This is a genomic window from Anaerolinea thermophila (assembly GCF_020723905.1).
GTDB lineage: Bacteria > Chloroflexota > Anaerolineae > Anaerolineales > Anaerolineaceae > Anaerolinea > Anaerolinea thermophila_A.
Map to the genome: position 1 here is coordinate 249050 of NZ_DYHZ01000003.1, position 22087 is coordinate 271136.

Consider the following 22087-nt stretch of genomic DNA (forward strand, 5'->3'; position numbering starts at 1 on the left):
TGGTGTTCAGGCTTTTTTGTCAGGGCAGGGTGAAGCGTAAAAGACGGTTATTTGCTCCATCACTGACCCAGACTTTTCCCTCGGCATCGATGGCTATGCCTGACGCCAGGCCAAACCCATCGTAATTGGTGCTGTAATATCCCCAGCCGCGCACAAAACGACCATCGGAATTGAATTCCAGCACTCGATATCCCTCTGGGTCAGTTACAAAGACATGACCGTTCACCGGAGAAACCTTCAGGAAAGGTTTATTCTCTAAAGATTGCCCATACCATCCGACGATTTCCCACTGCCGAATGGGGGTAAAAACGGTTCCTGAAGCATCTGGGACAAACACCTGCACCCTTTGATTCCACGTATCTGCAATGTACACCAGTCCGTCCCTGTCAATGGCAATTCCAACAGGTTCGTCAAATTGTCCGATATCCAATCCGGCAGTGCCAAATTGAGCCACAAAAGTCCCATTCGGTTCGAATATGGCTACACGTTTGTTTCCGGTATCTGTGACATACACCCGTCCCCGCTGATCAATGGCTAAGCCACGTGGTCCCCAGAATGCATCGGGGGTCTCTGCCTGTCCGAAATATCCCCACATGCGCAGGAATGTACCATCCGGAGTAAAGGCTTGAATGCGGTGATTCCAGGTGTCGGTTACGAACACAGTCCCATCCAGCCCTACGGCCACATCCCACGGTTCATTGAAGGTTCCTCCAGGGGCATCACCCTGAGACTGGTCTGCAAAGGTGCCCCACTGATGCAGCAGGGTTCCGTCTGCAGAGAAGTGCTGAATGCGGTGATTGCGCGAGTCAGCCACATACAATGTGCCGTCAGGTGCGATTGCCATTCCTCGCGGAGCCTGGAATTCGCCGGGGTTTGTCCCACTGGCGCCGATCACACGATCAGGGGTGAGATTGATCATCCCTGCCTGATAGGGGTCTTCTGGCGTGGTTTCTTCAATGGCTTGAGGGGGAATTCCATACTCCCACATCTTTCCAATTACATCCTTGCGGATGTACAGGCGCATTCTTGCCGCAGGTGACCAGTTTTCGAGGGTTAAATCTGTTCGGTTGGTCAACTGGGCATACTTTCGATAATCCCGATTCAACCAGATATCCCATAGCGCTGCCCGATAATCCGCAGAGGTGATGGCGTTGCGAATTCTCTCCCAGGTCAGATTTTTATAGTCTTCCATGGGCCACCACAACCGCATATATTCAAATTGAATATAGTTATCCCCAACAACCGGATCAATCTTATTGAAAACGTCTTCTCCAGCGATGATTACAGCGGCTTCCCGCAAGTCGCGTGTCGGTTGAGAGCCAAAAGCGCGGGCATTGGGATAGTAACGCAGGTACCAGATGAAGGGATAATTGGCATCTCCTGAATAAGCCACTACCAGGTTGCGTCCCTTGGTCAGGCGCTGAGAAATTTCTTCAACCTGTTTCAACACCTGTTTGGGACCCGGTGCGGCGTGGGCGTAAACCAGATATTCGGTGGGGTAATCGTAATTGATAAAAGAGGCCCGGTAAGCGGCGCGGGCGGTGAGGATGGTAAGGATGGCAAAAACGGTCAGGGTACCCAGTCGAAGTACCTGGCGGGTTTCCCAGTTGCGAAATACATAGATAATACCTGCCAGTGTAGCCAGTGCCGTAATGGTGGAGAGCAGGAATTGACCGGTAGCCTGCAACTGCGTCAGGGAATTTCCTGCAAAGGGCGGATTGCTTCCCAGAACACTCCCCAATGCCATAGAAGTGCTGGTCAGAAACACTGGCAGGATTGCAAGTCCAATCCAGCCCTCCGGGCGAAGGACATCTTTCCATCTGGTGGTATCAATCAGGTACCCGATCCCCCAGCCTCCGGCAAGTAAAAAGCCCAGCGTGATATGCACGGTGAGCCATGGCATTTTTTCGCCGGCAATGCTGAAAGCAATCAGACTGGTAATTCCCCAATACACAAGGAACAACAGCACCGGCAGAGGTTGAGCCTTTTCGTAAAATGTAGTCAGACTGAATGGGCTGGGGATTTCAGGTGTGGTCTCTTGTTCTACCAACCTGGAAATTTCCTTATCATTGGATGCCTGGCTGGCAATTTCCTCTTCTTTTCGGGAAATCAGGCTGTCAGCAGGTTCTTCTGCCGGGCTTATGCCAGGTCTGTGGGCAAATTTTTTATACTTAGCCGCAAAGTAAACCGCTAAAATCGTTCCAAGGATTCCCAGATACTCGTAAACTGGCAATTGCACCAGAGCAAAATAATAGATTGGCTGGGTTCCACGATTTTCTCCCTGTTGGCTAAGCCAGTATCCTAAACTACCTACAATACCGCTGAAGAACCCGTTGGTATAGGTGAACATGGTAGTATAGAAGAAGATGTACACAGCGTAAAACAAAAAGGCGTTCTTCAGCCAGAGTTTCCAATTCCAGAGAATACCCAATCCTGCGGAGAGAAGAAACAGGAAGATCAGGAATCCACCTGTCATGAGCCTGCCACTTGCCGATGTGTAGTCCAGTGGATCACCGCCCAGCATTTTGACTGGAAAAGCGGTCAATTGGGGGAGTATCAAAGTGCCAGTGAGCAGAAGCAGATTGAAAGAACGCAATTGTTTCAATTGATTCCAGCCAAGGTCCTGGATCAGAAATGCCAGACCGGCTCCACCGCTGATCAAGGCGCCCAGTACCAGCGCCAGTTCAACGGCGACCTTCGTGCTGGCTGGTGTGGGTCCTGCACTGCTGGCGGTGGCTGGTTTAGCTGTCAATACACCATACCCGATAGCCAGGAAAATGAGGAATAAGGCAACTCCAAATAAAGCCAGAATGGTGGTGGAACGGCGGAGATGTTCGCCCTCGGCGCGGAAAATTTCAGCCAGGAAGAGCAAAAGTAAAAACACCAGCAACTGGGCAACGTAAATGTAGGCCGTTTCCTTTGTAACAAAGTGCATCACAATACTGGCTGTCAGCAGGTAGAGGGAGAGTTTATCTCCTTTATCCATGTGACGAAGCACGGCGTACAGCATGACCACGCCGTACAGTTCAATAAAGCCTTCATTACGGGTATAGCGACCGTAATACATCATGTATGGAGAAATCAGGAACAACAACCCGGCAATTAATGCGCCAGTCCTGCCCAGATAGCGGCGGAATCCAAATAGGACAAACGCTACCGCAGCCGTGCTGAACAACGCTGCGGGTACACGGGAGGTAAAGTCGTTATCACCAAACAAAAAATAGGTGAATGCCACGATGTGAAACTGGAAAGGTCCATGAGTAACCGGGTTATGCGCATAGCCGCGACCCATAAACAGATCATGGGAGGGCCAGACATGATTCACTTCATCATGACTCATGACCCGCTCGCCTAGCATTACAAATCGGCTGAGAATGGTCAGGAGAAGGATTAGCGTGATGAAAATGGTTTCTACCCGGATGGGGTTGGACGGGGAAAAAAGAGGGCGATCCAGCCAGTGTTGAGAGGAATTTGTTTGATTCATGGGCGATTCCATTCTGCGATTCAGAATTGAATGCGGAATTTCTCCGTGTTTTTTATGAAGTTGGCAGATTGAAGTAATTGTATATGGCTCTGGCAAGGTCTGCAACTACCCGGTTGGCAGGTTCCCAGAGCAATTGCACGGGATCGTACATGTATAAAGCAATCACAAAATTACCGCCGGGTGTATAGACAATGCCGGCATCGGACACCGAGTGCATCAGATTATCTGTTTCAATTGTCCAGCCATGCTTATGAGCAATTTGTGTACCTTCAGGGATACCGGCTTCTAAAAGCACTCCATTACGGTTTTTCAGCAGGTAAGCGACCATTTGTTTGCATTTCGTCTGAGTCAACTGGTTCGGGAACAGTGCCGCAAAGGTCCCACCGTTTTTCTCAGCACACATATAAATGTCTTCCAGAAGTGAGCCAATATCCGATGCGGTAGTCTGGTTGTACAGGTCTGGATCGGTGGTTACATCTGTGCGCTGGTTAGCTGGGGTTGTGAAACGTTGCAGGAGAGGAGCGCCCGGGTAGAAATATCCTGCGAGGAAAGTGTTTTCTAAACCCAGGGTTTGCATATCGGCGGTTACCATCAGAGGACCGGTATTGCGATCCAGAAGCATTTCCATGAGCCGGTCCGCTGGACCATTTTCAGAGTATTCGATCATCAGCGAAATTTGCTCCGCAATGTCTTCCGGAACCGGTTCTGGCGAACGCATCATGGCTGAGACCATAATGGGAATTTTTATGGTGCTGGCAGCCGAGAAAGCAATATTGGGTTGTACCAGTTTTCCCTCACTGTAGGCGAAATGAATCTCCTCGCCAGTTTGAAGGTCATTCACATACATTTCGAGAGTGCCCTTAAATCCGGAAAGTTCCACAATCTGTTGAAGCAAAATTTTCAAGTTCTCAACCGAAGGGCGTGGAGCACTGACTCGATTGAAGGTCAGGTTGACCTGTCGAGAAGTTGGAGAACGAAAGGCATCGCTGAGCAACACAACTGCCCGGTCTACATCCAGAGCAGTTCCTGCCTGCCCTGCCTGAAAGGTTACCGACCCTGGCATGGGCATAGCGGGTTGGGGAGGTTCATCGTAACGTGCTACAATTTCTTCCTGAAGAAATGTTCTCAAACGTTCTTCGGAAAGCGTGGCAATCAGAGGAACTGGTTTAGGAGAGGGTAATCGATTCCAGAGAAACTCCCAGAAACCGGGCCAGAACGGTTGTTGGAGCCGTTCCAGGTCAGCAGCAGTCATCATGGCTTCCAGGTTCAAGCGAAAATCAACCGTAGAAGGTTTGATTTGAAATACGGCGTCGCGGTAACGAACCTCAACCGGAGTGGCTGTATATACCGTTAATAGGCGCTCTGCTGCCTGCTGTGGAGTAAGTCCACCCACAGGAACCCCGGCGATGATTTGTCCCGGTAAAAAGGTAGCACGGATTCGACTGTACCGAACCAGTTGCGTCACAGTAAGAATCACAGAAAGGAAGATGAGCGCAATCGAGATCCAGCGAATAAGAAGAAACGAGTTGCGGTTACGCATACTGCGGATTTTACCAGAGAAATATAAGAGCGAAATGAATTGATGTTATACGGGGTTGGAAGACAGGGAGGTTTTGATTCTGGTAAGGAAGTGCTCTTCTTCCATGCCAACCCGTTTCAATAGATCGTCTTGAAGTTCATACAATCCTGATTTCAACGAGCCGATTCGTTCCGCTTCACCGGGATAGCGTTGTTGGAGGGCTTTAATGCGTTCCTTAAGAGGGACCACTCGATTCCCCTCGACCAGTTTGTCGGCATAAAAAACCAGTTTTTGTTCCCATGTTTCCAGATCACTCAAACAGTGGAGCGCATGGGTCCGAATCACTTGACCGATGCGGGGATATCCACGGTCTTCCAGTATGCGTGCTCCTAACTCGGCATGTCCCAAGGACGAGGAGGGTTCATTCCCTAACGTTTTCATTTTAGCCAGATCATGGAGCAAACCACTGCGATGAACGAGAATTGGATCAATGGTTTCACCTGCATTGCGGAGCCAGACTGCTATGACATAGGCTATTGTTGCTACCATTTGCATGTGAATTTGCAGGGCGATTGGCAACCCAAATTCCGCCATCCAGGATTGACACATGGAGATATCTGGAAGGCACAGCGAAGAAAGTGTATGAGACAACCTCGAGAAATGTTGAATTTCTCCATCCTGTAAGGGAAGCAAGCCGGGTGCTGGTTCACCTTCAGGGTTGAACCAGATGGCTTTCCACCCTGCTCGTTTTGCTCCTAGTACGTCTTCGGAAAATCTGTCACCCACCATAACAATCTGGTCAGGGTGGACTCCCAGTACGCTTTCCACCTGTCGGAAAAATTCCAGGTCTGGTTTTCGTGCCCCTAATTCCCGTGCAGTAAAAATGGCTTGAAAAGGTTTTTTGAGATTGACCCTTTCAAGGGCTTTTCCTACCTGAAAGGCGTTGGAATCTGCTGCATTGGTGCCAACCACCAGTTTAAAATCAGCCTGTAAGGAGAAAAGCGTCTCTGCTGCGCCGGGCATTGCCCGGACTTCGTCCCAAAACATCATTGGACCGGAAAAGCGAGGGTCAACTTTCATTAAGGTATTTCCCCAGTCAAAAACCAGAGTAGTGATGCCGTTTGGATTCAAGTCGTAGCCTCTCTCTTATTAAAAAATATAGGGGTGAGGTTAATGAGTTTCTGCTTTCTCCAGTGCACGATTTGGAAAGACTAAAGATAACAGTGGAAAAGCCAGCAAATTTAGCAATGCAAAGAAAGCGAAGGTATATCGGAACCCGATCCAATCTACCATAGATCCAGACAATGCGAGTCCAATGCCTGTGCCAAGATTGGCGATGCCCATCAGGATAGCAAACATCGTTGCTGCAATTCGCAAATCGGTTACTCGCATGGAGGTGGCAAAATAAACGGTTTCGTAGAATCCGAAAGCGAAGCCAAACACCAAGACCAGTACAAGGGCAAGCATGGCATCAGGGGTCAGGCTTAACCCCAAAATACTCACCAGCGAGAGTAGAATGGCAATTACCACTGAGCGAGATTGACCTAACCGGTCAGTAAAGATACCTCCCAATACCCCTCCCAGGATGACACCGATTCCCCAGATGGTGGTGGTAAATCCAGCAAAACTGACGCTGATTTGAAAAGTCTGCTGTAAGAAAGGATTTACGATTTGATTGGCAGCATTGATGATCATTGAATAGAGTGCCCCCAGTATCCCCAGTGCTATCACCTCGCTGGATTTGAAGGCAGAAAAGCCCTTCCACGTAAATCGTTGTTGAGCTGTGCGCTCGCTCTCATGGAGCAAAAGCACCAGAGGCAGGGGAATTAACGTGAGGAGCGCGAGAAGATAGAACATCCATGTCCATGAGGCATGCTGGGCAACCCACCCGATGACGCTCGAAATCAACACCACGCCCAGCGCTCGCCCTCCTACCATGATTCCCTGAACCGTACCTTCCTCTTCTGGTGAGGTGGTATCCAGGGCTAAACCATCTGTGCTGGTATCGTACAGGGCTTGACCGGCCATCAACAGAAATGCCAGAAAGGCAAAAAGGGCAAATTGCCTGCCGGGATGAATGTATGGCACCAAAAGAAGACAAAGAAACTGTGTCAACAGCCCGATCAGGATATACGGTTTTCGGTGCCCCAGATGAAACAGATTGAACCGATCGCTGATTAAGCCCAGAAAGATTTTCAGAACAAAGGGAATGAGGGCAATGAGACCAATCAGTCCTACCTGTGTCATACTCACATCAAAGGAAAGCAGGTAGATACCATTGAGTGCGGTGAAGTAACTTAAGATGGCACCCTCAGCGAAGTAGATCAGCGCAAACAAGGCAAAACGAAAAGAGCGAGAAGATTTCATCTGGGTACCTCGTTAAGATGTTGGATAGGCTTTGTCAGGTATATAGAAAATTTTCAGATGAAAGCATTTGAATCAGTGGATGATCAGGATAAATTCGCTTTTTTTCTCTTTAATTTTATGACGTACCTCGTCTATCTTTCCCCTCAGGATGGTTTCTCCCGGCAGGGTTAAATCCAAACATAAGGTGATACGACAGTTCCCTCCAAAGACCGAAGCCACATCATCCAGTACCTGCATCAAGCGGTATGGGGTATCCATGATTACGACAGGCACTCTCAAGTTGCGCAAACCACGCAAGACATTGCGTCTTTCTGTTTTTTCTCGGGGGAGGAACCCCGCAAAATAAAAGCGTTCCAGACGAAAGTCAAGGATGGAGAGAGCCGCCATCAGGGAAGATGGTCCTGGAATGGGGGAAACGGGTACTTCCCATTCACTCAAAAGAGCAATTAAATGAGCACCCGGGTCAGCAAATACAGGCGTTCCACAATCAGAGATTAACGCCATGGATTCACCCATTAAGATACGCTGGGCAACATCAGGGGCTTTTTCGGCTTCATTGTGCTCATTCAGAACGATGATTTCTTTTTGAATGCCTAATTTCTTGAGAAGGGTACTACCAATGCGGTGCTCTTCACAAATGATCGCATGGACGTTATGTAAGACTTCTACTGCCCGTAAAGTGATATCTTTTGGATTACCAATGGGGGTGGCAACCACATAGAGATGTCCTTTTTTCGCTGTCATACCTTAATCATAACATCAAAGATTGATCATATTAGAGATTATCCTACTCATGCAAAAGGGCTGCCCGCAGATCGGACAGCCCTTCAAAAGGTCGCCTTATGCAGGGGACTTACGCATCGTAGTACAGAGTAAATTCATATGGATGCGGTCTCATGCGTACGGGGTCCACTTCGTTTTCATATTTGTAGGCAATATATGCCTCGAGGAAATCGGTGGTGAACACGTCGCCACGCAGAAGGAATTCATGATCTTCTTCAAGGGCTTTCAACACTGCATCCAGTGAGCCAGGAACCTGTTTGATGAGTTTGGCTTCCTCTGGGGGCAGTTCGTACAGATCTTTGTCGGCAGGTTCGCCCGGGTCGATGCGGTTCTGAATGCCGTCCAGTCCTGCCATCAGCAAGGCTGCAAAGGTGAGGTACGGGTTTGCGGCAGGATCAGGCGCGCGGAACTCGATTCGCTTGGCTTTGGGGCTCTTGCTATATACCGGAATGCGACAGATAGCCGAGCGATTGCGCTGAGAGTATGCCAGATTGACCGGTGCTTCGTATCCTGGCACAAGCCGGCGGTACGAGTTGGTAGTTGGCGCAACAATGGCTAACAAAGCCGGGGCGTGTTTGAGTAAGCCACCAATATAGAATTTTGCGACATCAGAAAGGGAGGCATACCCGGATGGATCGTAGAAAATATTTGCCGAGCCGTTCCATAAGGATTGATGAACGTGCATGCCGGATCCGTTATCCCCAAAGAGCGGTTTAGGCATAAAAGTTGCCGTTAAACCATTCTGGCGGGCAACGTTCTTGACGATGTACTTGAACACCATCACATTATCAGCCATGCGCAAGAGGGTATCGAAGCGCATATCGATTTCTGCCTGCCCGGCAGTGGCTACTTCGTGGTGATGAACTTCCACGGTGATGCCTGCTGACATTAACGCCAGGACAATTTTGGAACGTACGTCCTGTTGAGTATCTGCGGGTGGAACAGGGAAGTACCCACGTTTGGGCGGAATTTGCGCGCCCAGATTGGGTTTTAAATCCTCTCCTGACTTCCACCAGCCTTCCACGGAATCGATATAGTAAAACGAAGAGTTGGTGTTACTGCCATAGCGGACATCGTTGAACAGGAAAAATTCGGGTTCAGGTCCCCAGTAACTGGTGGTGGCAATTCCTGTCTGTTTGAGAAAGGCTTCTGCCTTTTTAGCGATGTGGCGTGGATCTCTCGAGTAAGGCTGGCGGGTGATTGGGTCGTAAACATCGCAGATAATCACCAGTGTGGGCACTTCCAGTACAGGGTCAATAAAGGCAGTAGTTGGATCGGGAATCAACAGCATGTCGGATTCATGAATTTCTTTGAATCCGCGAATGGATGAACCGTCAAAACCAATTCCATCTTCAAAAAGCGATTCTTCCAGTTGTGTGGCTGGAATGGAGAAATGTTGCCAGGTGCCGGGCATATCGGTGAACCGCAAGTCCACCATCTGTACTTTTTCTTTCATCTTCATTACGTCAGTGACTGTAGTCATGAAAACCTCCATCAAATGCAAACGAGATTGGTTTGATTGTATTCATCCCGGAGAAAGAAAAGACTACCCGAAGGGGTAATTTTGTCTCAAGTATAATGAGGATTATGATACAGCCAATGCTGGAAAATGCTTTTCCCCTTTCTTACCTGTTGGAGGAATATGGGCTTTCCTCAACGGCTCAATCCTCTTTTTTTCGGATTGCCGAGTCCCTCAAGCGATTTACGGTAGATGAGAGTATCCTTCCATATTTGCTAAGAGCGTTGGGAGAACAGGAAGATTCAGAGCGCGTTCTGGCATATTTCGAACGTCTGGTCAATGAACGATACCCAGAAAAGGTGTGGCCCTATCTTTCCAGAAATCCTCGCATCATTGAGATTCTGGTTATCCTCTTTTCGCGGAGTCAATTTTTATCCGAAATTTTGCTACGTAATCCTGAATTGATTTTCCACATGCCTTCTTACCGGCGGATGGCGCGCCCGAAATCAGTGGAACAGTTTTACACAGAAGCCCTTACATGGATAAAAAACGATCAGCAAGATTCTTTCCTGTGGATGAATGGGTTACGCCGTTACCAGTCCGCAGAGTTGTTGCGCATTGGACTGTGCGATTTACTGGATCTCTACGACCTTCCTGCAGTGACCCGTCAGTTGAGTACACTGGCTGAAGCCCTGATACGGGTATCCTTGCACCTGATAACTCAGGAGTTTGACGTTCCTTCGGACCGGCTTGCCATTGTTGCTTTGGGAAAATTAGGCGGGGGAGAACTCAATTATTCTTCAGACATTGATTTGCTCTTTCTTACCGATTCAGAAGATCTGGAAAGGCTTCAGCGTTTAGGGGAGCGTCTTATTGATGCTCTCTCACGGGTGACAGAAGAGGGATTCCTTTATCGGGTGGATATGCGTTTGCGTCCATGGGGACGGGTAGGTCCATTGATTTCCACTACGGAGGGATATCTGTCCTACTTAAAAAAACATGCCCGTCCCTGGGAAAAGCAAGCCCTTTTGAAAGCCCGGGTGATTTCCGGTAACGCTGAGATCAGGAAAAAATTTACTGAAGGGGTCTATCAAACCATTTTCTCTAACGGGATTGAGGAAGTGCGTGCAAGTGTTTTCTCAATGAAACAGCGCACTGAAGCAGAGTTAAAACAAAAAGATCAGTTATGGGGAGAGGTTAAACTGGGGGAAGGTTCAGTTCGAGATGTTGAGTTTACCTTACAGTTCCTCCAGTTAGCATACGGCAACACCTTGCCAGAAATCTTAACCGGTAACACGCTTGAAGGATTGGTGCGTCTGGGAGCGTCTGGATTGATTGATTCGGACGAATATCGTATCCTCACCGAAGGCTACATTTTCCTGCGCACTGTCGAACACTATCTGCAAATGATGCACTACCGCCAGACGCACAGCCTGCCCAATCATCCTGAGGCTTTGCGAAAACTGGCAAGACGCCTGGGATACGATGGACAACAACCAGAACAGGTCTTTCTGGAGCGGTATGAGCAGCATCGTAAAGCCATTCGATCTGTGTTTTTGAAATATGTGGGGAATGGACATATGAGCACAAACTTAACCACCAGCCCTGTTCAGGGTGATAATAACGGAGAGAAGGGGGAACTCTCTCAACATCTGAACCGGATGACGATTTCATACCGGGAAACCTACACAGAGGCTGAGATTACCCGGCATGCTCGTCTGGCACGCTTGTTAAGTGAGAAGATTCCCTGTCGGGTGGAAGCCCATCCAATCGAGGGGGATTTATGGCAGGTCACCATCGTAGCGCTCGACGCTCCTGGATTGTTCTCGGTGATCACAGGATTGTTATTTGTCCATGGCTGGAACATTCTCAGTGGTGATGCCTTTACCTATGAAGCCTTGAAAAATTCGAGCATATCGCCGGGTACACATGACCTGAGACGAAAAATTGTGGACGTCTTTACCGTTCAGCCAGTGGAAGAAATCAGAGTAAATCCTTCTGCCTGGGATCTGTTTTCTGCTGAATTAACCACGTATTTGATAAAAATGCGCTCTGGAGAGCGGCGCGAAGTGATGGGGGAGTTAACACGAAGGGTGGCAAACCGGGTGCGGAAACCTGAAACGCTAGTTCAGGCGCCACCACTCTACCCGTTGGAAATTGCTGTGGATAATGAATCCAGTGATCACTTAACGGTTTTGCACATTCAATCTCAGGATACCGTAGGATTTCTCTATGAATTGACCAATGCACTGGCAATTACCGGCGTATATATTGACCGGGTACAAATTGAAACCGTCCAGAATCGGGTGCGAGACGTTCTCTACGTTACGGATATGAATGGCAATAAGATCACGGATGCTGAAAAGTTGCGTGAATTACGCGCAGCGACAGTACTCATCAAGCATTTTACCCATTTACTCCCATTTTCCCCCAATCCTGAAAATGCGCTCATCCACTTCCGTGATTTTATGGATCAACTGCTTCGTCGTCCCAACTGGATGGATGAAATTGCCTCTGTGGAGCGTCCTGAAGTCCTTCAAGCGCTGGCTCATGTGTTGGGGGTGAGTGATTTTCTGTGGGATGATTTCCTGCGTATTCAATATGCCAACCTCTTCCCGGTTGTAACGGATGTCCAGGCGCTCAGTTCAGCAAAATCCCGCGAGATGCTGCAGAAGGAAATTGGCGCCATTCTGGATACTTTGCATCATGGTGCACAAGAGCCCAATGAAAATGCCCCCTGGATCGAGGCTTTGAATGCCTGGCGGGATCGCGAGATGTTCCGAATTGACATGCGACATATCCTTGGACACACCCGCGAGTTTTGGGATTTTGCCGCTGAATTGACGGATCTTGCAGAAGTGGTCACCAATGTGACATTTCACCTTTGCCATGAGGATTTGCGCAGTGTTTATGGCACTCCATTGCTGGATGATGGCAGAATCTGCCAGATGACAGTTTTGGGCTTGGGAAAATTTGGCGGAAAAGAACTGGGTTTTGCTTCAGACATTGAATTAATGTTTGTTTATGAAGGAAACGGACAGACTACTGGACCAAAAGTTATTTCATCCGCCGAATTTTACGAAAAACTGGTTGAATACTTTGTCAAAGCCATGCGCAGTCGTAGAGAGGGCATATTTGAAGTGGATTTACGGCTGCGTCCCTATGGCAAGGCGGGAAACCTGGCGGTTTCGCTGGATGCGTTTCGACGGTACTTTTCTCCCTCAGGACCGGCATGGGCATATGAACGCCAGGCTTTGGTTAAAATGCGCCACGTGGCTGGAGATGAGCGGTTAGGCAATGTGGTGTGCCAGATGCGGGATGAGTTCGTTTATCATGGAGAAGGCTTTGATGTGACCGCCATGCGCGCTATGCGTGAGCGTCAGATTCGTCATCTGGTCAAGGGAGGCACTTTTAATTTGAAATACAGTCAGGGTGGACTGGTGGATATTGAATATCTGGTGCAAGGATTGCAGATGCGCTATGGCGCACAATATCCTGAAGTTCGTCAGACCAATACCCGAGAGGCAATGGCCGCATTGCGGAAATTTGGAGTCTTGTCTGAGGAAGAATATACCCGTCTAAGAAAAGCCCATACTTTTCTGCGCTGGTGCATTGATTCGCTGAGGATGGTTCGAGGAAATGCCCGGGATGTCACCCTTCCTCTGGATGGTACCGAGGAATACGAGTTTTTGGCACAGCGCATGCGGTATGGAGAGGATCCTCAAAAACTTCGCAAAGAAGTTCAGCGATATAGCGAAGATGTGCGAGAGTTAAACCATCGCCTGCTCGGTGGTACCCCCTGAAATCACACCGATTAACTGAAGCACATCCCCATCATTGAGTGGCGTATTTAAATCCAGAAGGATTCCCTCTCTGAGCACCAGAAATAATTCTGGGGGGATTTGAAGGGCTTCTAAAGCCTCTCCAACTGTTGTAACACCCCGAACTATTTGTTCCTGTCCGCGAATTCGTATTATTACGGTAGGTTTTTCGTTTGAGTTCATGGGACTTCAGCCAGTCGTTCCTGTATACAAAGCAACCACTCCAGCGTTTTGCCCTGTGGCTCAGCCGGGGTCAAAGCGAGGATGGGGTATTTATCAGTCCCGATTTGCCCCTCAACCGATAACGGGCGAATTGAATCATCAACCCACCGCTTCGGGAGCATTCCCAATCCGCCGGGGGTATTTGCAATAAAAGTTCGCATTTCCTGAGGGGAGGGGATGATTACCATTTCTAGTGAGAAGGTTGGGTTTTGTTGATCAATCATTTGAAGGAACCGGCGGGTAATATCGCTTTCAACCGGATACCCGGCAAGTGTCAGGGTAAGATTGCTGCCGCCAAGACTCTCCCAATTAAGAGAAGGCATCTTTCCAAAATACACCTTTTGAATATCCTCATAACGAACATGGGCGATGGGATTATTCGGGTTAACAATCAGTACCAGTTGCTCTTCCCCAATCTGGTATGCATGGTAATTTTCCGTCTGGGTATCTCCCCAACGCAGAATGATTTGCGGTTCGCCGGCATCGAAGGGAGAAAGAATGGCTAACCCTGTCCCTGAGGGTGTGCAGGATTTATATTCATTAGAAAGCGAAAGCAAAGAATCGGGAATTTGAATATACAGCCATTCCGGACCTGGTGCGGTTCTTGAAAGAGGGGCGGGAGTGCATCCTGTAAAGAATCCCAAAATCAGAATGGCTAAAAATTTTGAGACCACTTTTGTGTAGTTCATGGTTGAAAATAGGATTAAAAAACCTGCCAGAGGAGAACTCCCATACCAAGGATGAAACAATACAACGCAAAACCTTTCAAACTATGCCGTTGTAAGTGTCCCAACAACCAGTGAATGGAAGCATATCCCACTCCAACCGCTGTGAGGAATCCGGTTAAAAGTTGTAGGGTATAAGCCCATAGATCGGGTTGTCCCAAAAGGTGAAGACCTTCCAGTCCGCCCGCCGCCAGCATAATAGGAATGGACATGAGGAATGAAAATCGAGCCGCTGAAGAGCGATCCAGACCGCGTAATAATCCTCCAGTGATGGTCGCGCCCGATCGGGAAATACCCGGGAACAGGGCTAAGGCTTGAAAAAGTCCCATGATGATTGCATCCCTGGCACTCATCTGAGCGAGGGATCGGGTGTGCTTTCCCAGTCCTTCCCCAAGAAAAAGCAGTGCCGCAGTTCCCAGTAAAAAGAAAGCCGTAGCGCTGACGCTGTGAAATGCCGATTCCACCAGAGACTTAATCGCCACACCTGCAATGCCGGCTGGCAGAGTGGCCAGGAGAATAAACCATCCCAGTCGGGCATCCTGAGTTTCAAACAGGTTACGATGCTGAATAGCCCGAAACCAGGCAAAGAGGATTTTCCTGAGATCTTTCCAAAAGTATATAATAACGGCTACGAGTGTACCAACCTGAACAATCACATCAAAAGGAAAGACCACCTGGGGATCAAAAGTCCAACCGAATAATGCAGGTACAATGACCAGGTGTGCTGAACTCGAGATGGGAAGAAATTCGGTCAGTCCCTGAACAATTCCAAGAATGACGGCTTCAAAGAGGCTCATTATTATCCTCTTTCTTCTGGGTTCCGGGTGTGTTTCCCGCAAGGATGATAGTTGGAAAGAAACTCCTCGCGAAAATCGTTGAAGCGTTTTTCCAGAATGGCCTGTCTTGCGCGCCGTACCAGTGTGAGTAATGTATGGATGTTGTGAATGGAAATCAGCGTAGATGCCAGCATTTCTTTCGCAACGATGAGATGTCTGAGATAAGCCCGACTGAAGGTACGGCAGGTATAACAGGTGCAGGTTTCATCGATGGGGCGTGGATCCCGTGCAAAGACAGCGTTCATCAGATTCAATCGTCCGGTAAAGGTCATCGCTGCCGAATGGCGCGCCAGCCGCGTGGGCAGAACGCAGTCGAAGATATCCACGCCGCGGGCAATGCCTTCAACCAAGTCTTCTGGAGACCCAACTCCCATCAGATAGCGCGGTTTATTCGTTGGGAGAATGCCGTTGACAATTTCCAGCATGGCATGCATTTCGGCCTTTGTTTCTCCAACCGAAAGTCCTCCAATGGCATGCCCGGGAAAGTTTAGAGAGGCAATAAATTGGGCGGAGCGTTCCCGTAAATCCGGGAAAACGCCGCCCTGTACGATACCGAACAGGGCTTGATCGGCACGGGTTTTGGCTTTCAGGCATCGTTCTGCCCAGGCATGGGTGCGTTCAAGAGCCCGCTCGTTGTAAGCCCGATCATAGGGTGGGGCGCATTCGTCGAATGCCATAATGATATCTGCGCCCAACAGTTCCTGAATCTGGATGGATTTTTCAGGGGTGAAGCGATGGAGCGAACCGTCGATGTGACTCTTGAAGGTTACCCCGTCTTCATCAATTTTTCGCATAGCCGCAAGAGAAAAGACCTGAAAACCTCCTGAGTCGGTGAGCATGGGGCGATGCCATTGCATGAAGGCATGTAGTCCGCCCATCTCTGCCACCAGATCAGCACCGGGGCGCAGATAGAGATGATAGGTATTGGCGAGGACGAGCGAGGCATCCAGTTCTTCCAGTTGTGCCGGGGTAACGGCTTTAACCGTAGCCTGTGTACCGACTGGAGCAAATATGGGCGTGAGCAAGTCGCCATGGGGGGTATGAAAGACCCCTGCACGGGCATTTCCATCTGTAGCCATTAATTCGTAATCGAAGGATTCCATAGCGCGTCAATTATACCGTAACTCAGTAGATGACAGACAAATTCTGGTATACTTCAGCGCATGGATCATACAGACCATACCACATGGCTTGAAATCGATCTCAACGTTATTCGGAAAAATATCCATTTGTTGCAACAAATAGTCGGTGTTCCCATTATGGCTGTGGTGAAAGCCAATGCCTACGGACACGGTCTGATCGAGACCAGTAAAGCAGCAGTTCAGGCAGGTGTCCAGTGGCTTGGGGTTGCCCGGATCGATGAGGCTCTGGAACTCCACCGGGCGGGGATTCAAGCCCATTCCATTGTATTGGGGTACACTCCTCCCGAGCGGGCTGGAGATGCAGCACAGGCGGGCATTCGCCTTGCGGTTTACGATTCTCATGTGGCGCAAGCCTATGCGGATCAAGCCAGAGCGGTGGGGAAACCATTGTACGTGCATGCCAAATTTGATACCGGCATGGGCAGGTTAGGGGCTTCTCCAGAGGGAGGAGTGGAATGGATGCGCTGGTTGAAGACCCTTGACGGTTTACAGGTTGAAGGGGTGTTTACTCACCTTGCAGAAGCCGATGATCCCCAAAAAACAACCACAGACTGGCAGTTGAATCGATTTGATGCCTTGCTTTCGGGGTTGGAGTCAGTTGGATTGCGACCCAAATGGGTACATGCGGCAAATTCGGCAGGGGCATTGTATTTTCCCCGCGCCCGATATAACCTTGTCCGCACAGGAATAGCCGTTTATGGGCTCAATCCCTCTAACAGGGCTCCCTTGCCTGAGGGTTTTCGCCCGGCGCTGACCTGGAAAACGAGACTCACCTCTGTCAAGATTTTCCCACCAAATCACGGTATCAGTTACAACTATCGTTATTACACAAGGTCCGAAGAAAGGATAGGAGTTTGCGCAGTTGGCTATGCAGACGGTTTCCGCAGACGTCTGGGAAACGTGGTGCTGATAAGAGGAAAAAAAGTGCCGGTAGTCGGAAGCGTTTGCATGGATCAGTGTATGGTTAATCTGGATGAGATTCCCGAAGCCGAAATGGGCGATGAAGTTGTGCTGATTGGACAGCAAGGTGAAAACGAAATCACTGCCGAGGAACGCGCCCGTGAGTGGGAAACCATCAGTTATGAAGTCGTTTGCGGATTGGCAAACCGCCTGCCACGGATTTACATTGATTGAGGCATCATGGAACCTGTTCAAGAAAAACGCTGGAAAATTGCTCCCCCCGTACCTCCTCAGATTACTGAAGAATTGAAAAATTACTCTCCGGTAGTACGTCAGTTGCTGTACAACCGTGGGGTTACTACCAGGACCGCCGCTGAGACTTACCTTCAAGCAGATCTTCCCGGCTATTCTCCTTTCCTGATAATGGGAATGATGGAGGTGGTAGACCGATTGTTGTATGCAGTGGATCACCATGAAAAAATTGCCATCTATGGTGATTATGATGTGGATGGGGTAACAGCCACGACTCTGATGGTGGAAGTACTGGAAGCATATGGCGCGGATGTGGAATGGTACATTCCTAATCGCTTTGATGAAGGCTATGGCTTGAACCCTGACGCAGTTCGGGAACTCCATGAAAGAGGGGTAGATGTCTTACTTACCGTGGATTGTGGCATTCGCTCCCCTGGAGAAGCCCGTCTTGCCGCACAACTGGGCATGGATTTGATCATTAGTGATCATCATCACCCGGGAACGGAGATTCCAGAGGCAGTGGGGGTGATTTGCCCGAAACAGGCAGGAAATGCGTACCCCTATGAGCATCTTTCGGGGGTTGGCTTAGCCTTTAAGATTGCCGAGGCTCTGACGATGCGCCGTCCTCTGGCTGGGGTTTCGGTGTACCAGTGGCTGGATCTGGTGGCACTTGGGACCGTTGCAGATGTGGTTCCTCTTACAGGTGAAAACCGTTCACTGGTGAGAAAAGGACTGGAAATTCTTAAACAATCCCAGCGAGAGGGGGTTTTGGCTCTGGCACGGGTTGCAGGGCTGAAGCTCCCTTCTATCGAGTCATCCCATATTGGTTTCATTCTGGGTCCCCGCTTAAATGCTGCAGGTAGGGTGGAGTCAGCAAAAGCAGCGGTAGAGTTATTGCTGGCAAAAGACCTCTTTCAGGCTGGCATTCTGGCTCAGCAATTGGATACACAGAATCGAGAACGCCAGCGCCTTACTCAGGAAGTGCAGGAGAAAGCCATTCAAATTGCCAGCACCGGCAAAAGTAATTACCTGATCATGGCGTTCGATCCTGAATTTAACCCCGGGGTTGTTGGTTTGGCGGCATCCAGACTGGTAGAACTTTTCTATCGTCCCGCTATTGTTGGACAAAGAGAAGAGGAAGCGGGACAAACCCGGGCATCCTGTCGGAGCATTCCTGAATTTCATATCACTCAAGCACTGGATCAATGTGCTGAATTGCTGGAACGGCATGGTGGACATCAAGCCGCGGCTGGATTTACTGTCAAAAATGAGAATCTTCCTCTTCTTCAGGAGCGGCTCATTTCGATTGCAGAAGAAGGACTCAGTAATCTGGATTTGATTCCCTCTATTCATGCTGATATGGAACTTCCTTTGTCTGCAATTCAGCCAGATTTTTTAGGAGAACTCCAACGCCTGCAGCCTACCGGAGAAGGGAACCCGGAGGCCTTTTTTGTTTCACGCGGGGTTCAGGTGAAAGATGCCCGGTGTGTAGGTAGTCATGGCGAACATCTGAAACTTACTTTAGAAGATCGCAGAATCATATGGGATGCGATTGCTTTCCGTCAGGGGCATCGAATACAGGATTTGCCTCGTTTTGTGGATGTTCTGTATGCTCTGGAACAAAATACTTACAATGGAAATACCACCCTGCAACTCAGAGTAAGAGATATAAAACCCGCTCAGTGATAGAGCGGGTTTTATGGATCAGTCAACAAAACGGTATTTCAGTAATGTCCACACGGCAATGAAAGCGTCTTTCATCTTGATCTTTTTTCCTTCGGAATATTCCCGTGGGTTAAATCGGATCGGCACTTCATAAATCCTTACTTTGCGCTTGAGCAGTTTGGCGGTAAATTCAGGTTCAAACTCAAATCCTCTGGCGTGTAAGGGGATTTGCAGAGCAATATCCCGCCGAAACAGTTTATACCCTGTTTCCATATCCGTCAGAATGTTGTTGTACAGAATGTTGGTTATGAAGGTGAGGATTTTGTTGGCAACCATGTTCCAGAACAGGATGGGACGTCTTGCCCCGCCGAGAAATCGCGAGCCGTAAACTACTTCTGCGATACCCTCTTCCACAGGTTGAATCAGGGAGGGATAATCACGGGGATCGTATTCCAGGTCTGCGTCCTGAATGATGATCCAGTCCCCTTTGGCTTGCTGAATTCCCGTTCGTACAGCGGCACCTTTACCCTGATTTTTCTCATGGAAAACAACCCTTACAATCGGATCATCTTTTATGGTCATCAGGTAGTCCCTGGTGCCGTCGGTGGAGCCGTCATCCACAATGAGAATTTCCGAAGCCAGTTGTACAGCCTTCACCCGGCGGATGATCTCCGCAATCGTCTGAATTTCGTTGTAAACAGGGATTAAGACAGTTAGATTCATGGGGCTGATTATAATGGGGATAGAAAAAGTTGAGCAAGATTTTACGGGTGAATGAAAGGCTATTGCAAAGCGTATGCAACTTTTAATCACCATGTGCGTATAAGGTAGTAGAAAAATGACAGGAGCCAAACGGTGAGTACCCTGGAAGCAGAATGGATACAAGAAGCCATTCAAGGCAATGACGATTCGTTTGCCTGCCTGGTGGAATTGTATCAACGTCCAGTGTATAACCTGTGTTATCGCATGTTAGGAAATGCTCAGGAAGCGGAAGATGCCGCCCAGGAAACTTTCTGGCGGGCTTACCAGGCTTTGCGGCGTTACGATCCTCAGCGTCCCTTTGTAACATGGCTTTTATCCATCGCTGCGCATTATTGCATCGACCAGCAACGAAAACGCCGGGTTCCTCTGCTGGATCTTGACTTATTGCCTGAAGAAGATATTCCAGATGCTGCACCTGACCCTGCTCGAGTGGTATCCGAAAGAGATAGTCAGGGGCAGATCCACCAGTTACTGAAAAAATTGTCCCCACTGGATCGTGCTGCAATTATTCTGCGTTACTGGTACGACTTCTCTGAAGAGGATATTGCCCGAACGCTTTCGCTAACGGTCAGCGCCGTAAAAAGCCGTCTTTTTCGAGCAAGGCGCGAACTGGCAGAAAAGTACCAGATTGAAGTTGAAAAGCCTCTTGTGGGAAGGAGAGCAAATGAAACCCCATCAACCATATGAAGCATGGATTTTTGAAGAAGACCTCTCGCAGGAAGAGCAACAGAGGCTCACGGAGCATCTGAGTCAGTGCGAAGCATGCCGAAGCCTTCGCGAAAAATGGCTTGGAACTCAAACAGAGTTGCAGGAAAGGGCCATGGCTGTTCCTCGAGCAGGTTTTACCCAGCGCTGGAAAACCAGCCTGGTAGTGCGGAAACAGCGGGAGCAGAAAAAACAAGCCTGGAGGGTATTCTGGATTTTCTCCGGTGTGGCATCAGGAGTGATGGCAGGAGTATTTACATATTTCCTCACCCAGATTTCTCTAGCCGGGTGGCTGGAGTTAAGTGTGGAGATGATCCATCAAGTTTTAGGGGTAACTTCTTCTATCGGTGGGGTGCTCTCTGCCTGGACTCGCCTGTATCCATTTCCGCTTACGCTCTTTATGGTTTTACTGTTTCTCTTATCCCTGTTAGGGTTAATTGCTCTCTGGCTCTTTGCCTTATCTCGTACATTTCAAGAGGGGAAGGAACGCGCATGAATACTCGCCATAAATGGTTTACGCTTGCGTTGTTGATTGGTTCTCTCCTCATCCTTCCGGGGTGCATGACATCTACCTCTGTGTTCTCGACGGATGGAGCGGTGATTGGACAAAGTTTCATCCTTAAAGAAGGTGAAACCTGGGAAGATGATCTGTCTATTATCGGTGGTTCGGCTGTTCTGGAAAAAGGTTCGATTGTAGATGGGGATGTTGCTTTGATTGGCGGTACTTTGATGGTAGAGGGAACGGTGAAAGGGGACATCAGCGCAATGGGGGGAGTGATTTCCCTGGGAAGTCACGCTGTCATTGAGGGCGATATCATCACCTTAGGGGCAAACTTAACCCGGGAATCTGGCAGTGTGGTCAAGGGAAATTTCCAAAACCGTATTCCTGATTTTTCCATTCCTGCACAGAGTCCGACTCCGCAAGTTGGAATTTTTGAGACCGTCATGAATGTGTTCTGGAAAATCTTCCAGGCATTTGCACTGGGAGCGCTGGCGGTCCTGGTGGCTCTGTTCATGCTTCAACCGTTGGAGCGTGTTGGCACAACCATGCAATTTGCACCCGTTCAGGCAGGGGTGATTGGCTTTCTCACATTTATGGTGGGACTGGGAGTTTTGCTGGTGATGGCAATTACCATTTTGTTCCTGCCGTTAAGTTTTCTGGGCGCGGTTGCTTTGGGTCTGGCGTGGATTTATGGCTGGCTTGCTGCAGGCTTATTAACAGGAGAAAAACTTGCTGAACTTTTCCATACCTCGTGGAGCGGTCCAATCAGCGCAGGTATTGGTACGCTTGTTCTTACCCTGATCGCGAATCTTTTAGGCGCCATTCCCTGTGTGGGTTGGGTTATTCCTTTTGTCGTGACTATGATCGGATTAGGCGCGGTGATTCTTTCCCGGTTCGGAACTCAGAGATACCCAGGGGTAATCTCTTGAAAGGATTATCAGAT

Annotated in this window: 17 protein-coding genes; 6 read left to right on the forward strand and 11 right to left on the reverse strand. The window is 49.0% G+C overall.

From position 1 onward, the window contains the following. Positions 1 to 19: 19 nt before the first annotated feature. The 6 genes from LHF31_RS05935 to glnA all read right to left on the reverse strand — a co-directional run bounded on the left by LHF31_RS05935 (position 20) and on the right by glnA (position 9636). A complete protein-coding gene (locus LHF31_RS05935) occupies positions 20 to 3484 on the reverse strand; it encodes a glycosyltransferase family 39 protein (protein ID WP_298006761.1) in 3465 nt (1154 codons plus the stop codon). Positions 3485 to 3536: 52 nt separating this feature from the next. Continuing rightward, a complete protein-coding gene (locus tag LHF31_RS05940) occupies positions 3537 to 5024 on the reverse strand; it encodes a serine hydrolase (RefSeq protein ID WP_298006759.1) in 1488 nt (495 codons plus the stop codon). A gap of 45 nt (positions 5025 to 5069) precedes the next feature. Then, positions 5070 to 6083 (reverse strand): HAD-IA family hydrolase, encoded by a 1014-nt coding sequence (locus tag LHF31_RS05945; protein ID WP_363324769.1) that lies wholly within the window; start codon positions 6081 to 6083, stop codon positions 5070 to 5072. 90 nt (positions 6084 to 6173) lie between these two features. Beyond that, on the reverse strand, positions 6174 to 7370 hold the full coding sequence (locus LHF31_RS05950) for an MFS transporter (protein ID WP_298006753.1): 1197 nt from the start codon (positions 7368 to 7370) through the stop codon (positions 6174 to 6176). 72 nt (positions 7371 to 7442) lie between these two features. Next, positions 7443 to 8114, reverse strand: a complete 672-nt coding sequence (gene rsmI / locus LHF31_RS05955; protein ID WP_298006750.1) for a 16S rRNA (cytidine(1402)-2'-O)-methyltransferase — start codon at positions 8112 to 8114, stop codon at positions 7443 to 7445. Positions 8115 to 8223: 109 nt separating this feature from the next. After that, positions 8224 to 9636, reverse strand: coding sequence for a type I glutamate--ammonia ligase (gene glnA / locus LHF31_RS05960; RefSeq protein WP_298006747.1), 1413 nt, complete (start codon positions 9634 to 9636; stop codon positions 8224 to 8226). A 104-nt stretch (positions 9637 to 9740) separates the two neighbouring features. Here glnA and LHF31_RS05965 point away from each other — a divergent pair, with 104 nt between their 5' ends. Continuing rightward, positions 9741 to 13415, forward strand: coding sequence for a hypothetical protein (locus LHF31_RS05965; RefSeq protein WP_303773828.1), 3675 nt, complete (start codon positions 9741 to 9743; stop codon positions 13413 to 13415). Here LHF31_RS05965 and LHF31_RS05970 read toward each other — a convergent pair. The 4 genes from LHF31_RS05970 to tgt are packed head-to-tail and all read right to left on the reverse strand — an operon-like array spanning position 13383 to position 16319. Beyond that, positions 13383 to 13616: a MoaD/ThiS family protein gene (locus LHF31_RS05970; protein WP_303773830.1), complete on the reverse strand. Its 234-nt coding sequence runs from the start codon at positions 13614 to 13616 to the stop codon at positions 13383 to 13385. The genes LHF31_RS05965 and LHF31_RS05970 overlap by 33 nt on opposite strands. Beyond that, positions 13613 to 14344, reverse strand: coding sequence for a hypothetical protein (locus LHF31_RS05975; RefSeq protein ID WP_303773831.1), 732 nt, complete (start codon positions 14342 to 14344; stop codon positions 13613 to 13615). The genes LHF31_RS05970 and LHF31_RS05975 overlap by 4 nt, the downstream gene beginning before the upstream one ends. Positions 14345 to 14358: 14 nt before the next feature. After that, a complete protein-coding gene (gene uppP, locus LHF31_RS05980) occupies positions 14359 to 15177 on the reverse strand; it encodes an undecaprenyl-diphosphatase UppP (RefSeq protein WP_303773833.1) in 819 nt (272 codons plus the stop codon). Between the two features lie 2 nt (positions 15178 to 15179). Beyond that, the gene (gene tgt / locus LHF31_RS05985; RefSeq protein ID WP_303773834.1) at positions 15180 to 16319 is read right to left on the reverse strand and encodes a tRNA guanosine(34) transglycosylase Tgt; all 1140 of its coding nucleotides are present in this window, start codon (positions 16317 to 16319) and stop codon (positions 15180 to 15182) included. Positions 16320 to 16379: 60 nt separating this feature from the next. Between tgt and alr the strand changes: the two genes are divergently transcribed. Continuing rightward, positions 16380 to 17492, forward strand: coding sequence for an alanine racemase (gene alr, locus LHF31_RS05990; protein ID WP_303773836.1), 1113 nt, complete (start codon positions 16380 to 16382; stop codon positions 17490 to 17492). A 6-nt stretch (positions 17493 to 17498) separates the two neighbouring features. After that, entirely contained in the window at positions 17499 to 19196 is a 1698-nt protein-coding gene (recJ, locus tag LHF31_RS05995; RefSeq protein ID WP_303773837.1) for a single-stranded-DNA-specific exonuclease RecJ, read from the forward strand. Positions 19197 to 19214: 18 nt separating this feature from the next. On the opposite strand, the gene LHF31_RS06000 is transcribed toward recJ, so the two are convergent. Beyond that, positions 19215 to 19898 (reverse strand): glycosyltransferase family 2 protein, encoded by a 684-nt coding sequence (locus LHF31_RS06000; protein WP_298003007.1) that lies wholly within the window; start codon positions 19896 to 19898, stop codon positions 19215 to 19217. A gap of 132 nt (positions 19899 to 20030) precedes the next feature. Between LHF31_RS06000 and LHF31_RS06005 the strand changes: the two genes are divergently transcribed. The 3 genes from LHF31_RS06005 (at position 20031) to LHF31_RS06015 (ending at position 22073) form a co-directional block, all read left to right on the forward strand. Next, positions 20031 to 20624, forward strand: a complete 594-nt coding sequence (locus LHF31_RS06005) for an RNA polymerase sigma factor (protein WP_303773840.1) — start codon at positions 20031 to 20033, stop codon at positions 20622 to 20624. A 133-nt stretch (positions 20625 to 20757) separates the two neighbouring features. Next, positions 20758 to 21138 (forward strand): hypothetical protein, encoded by a 381-nt coding sequence (locus LHF31_RS06010; protein ID WP_303773842.1) that lies wholly within the window; start codon positions 20758 to 20760, stop codon positions 21136 to 21138. Beyond that, positions 21135 to 22073: a polymer-forming cytoskeletal protein gene (locus LHF31_RS06015; protein WP_303773844.1), complete on the forward strand. Its 939-nt coding sequence runs from the start codon at positions 21135 to 21137 to the stop codon at positions 22071 to 22073. The genes LHF31_RS06010 and LHF31_RS06015 overlap by 4 nt, the downstream gene beginning before the upstream one ends. Positions 22074 to 22087: the final 14 nt, after the last annotated feature.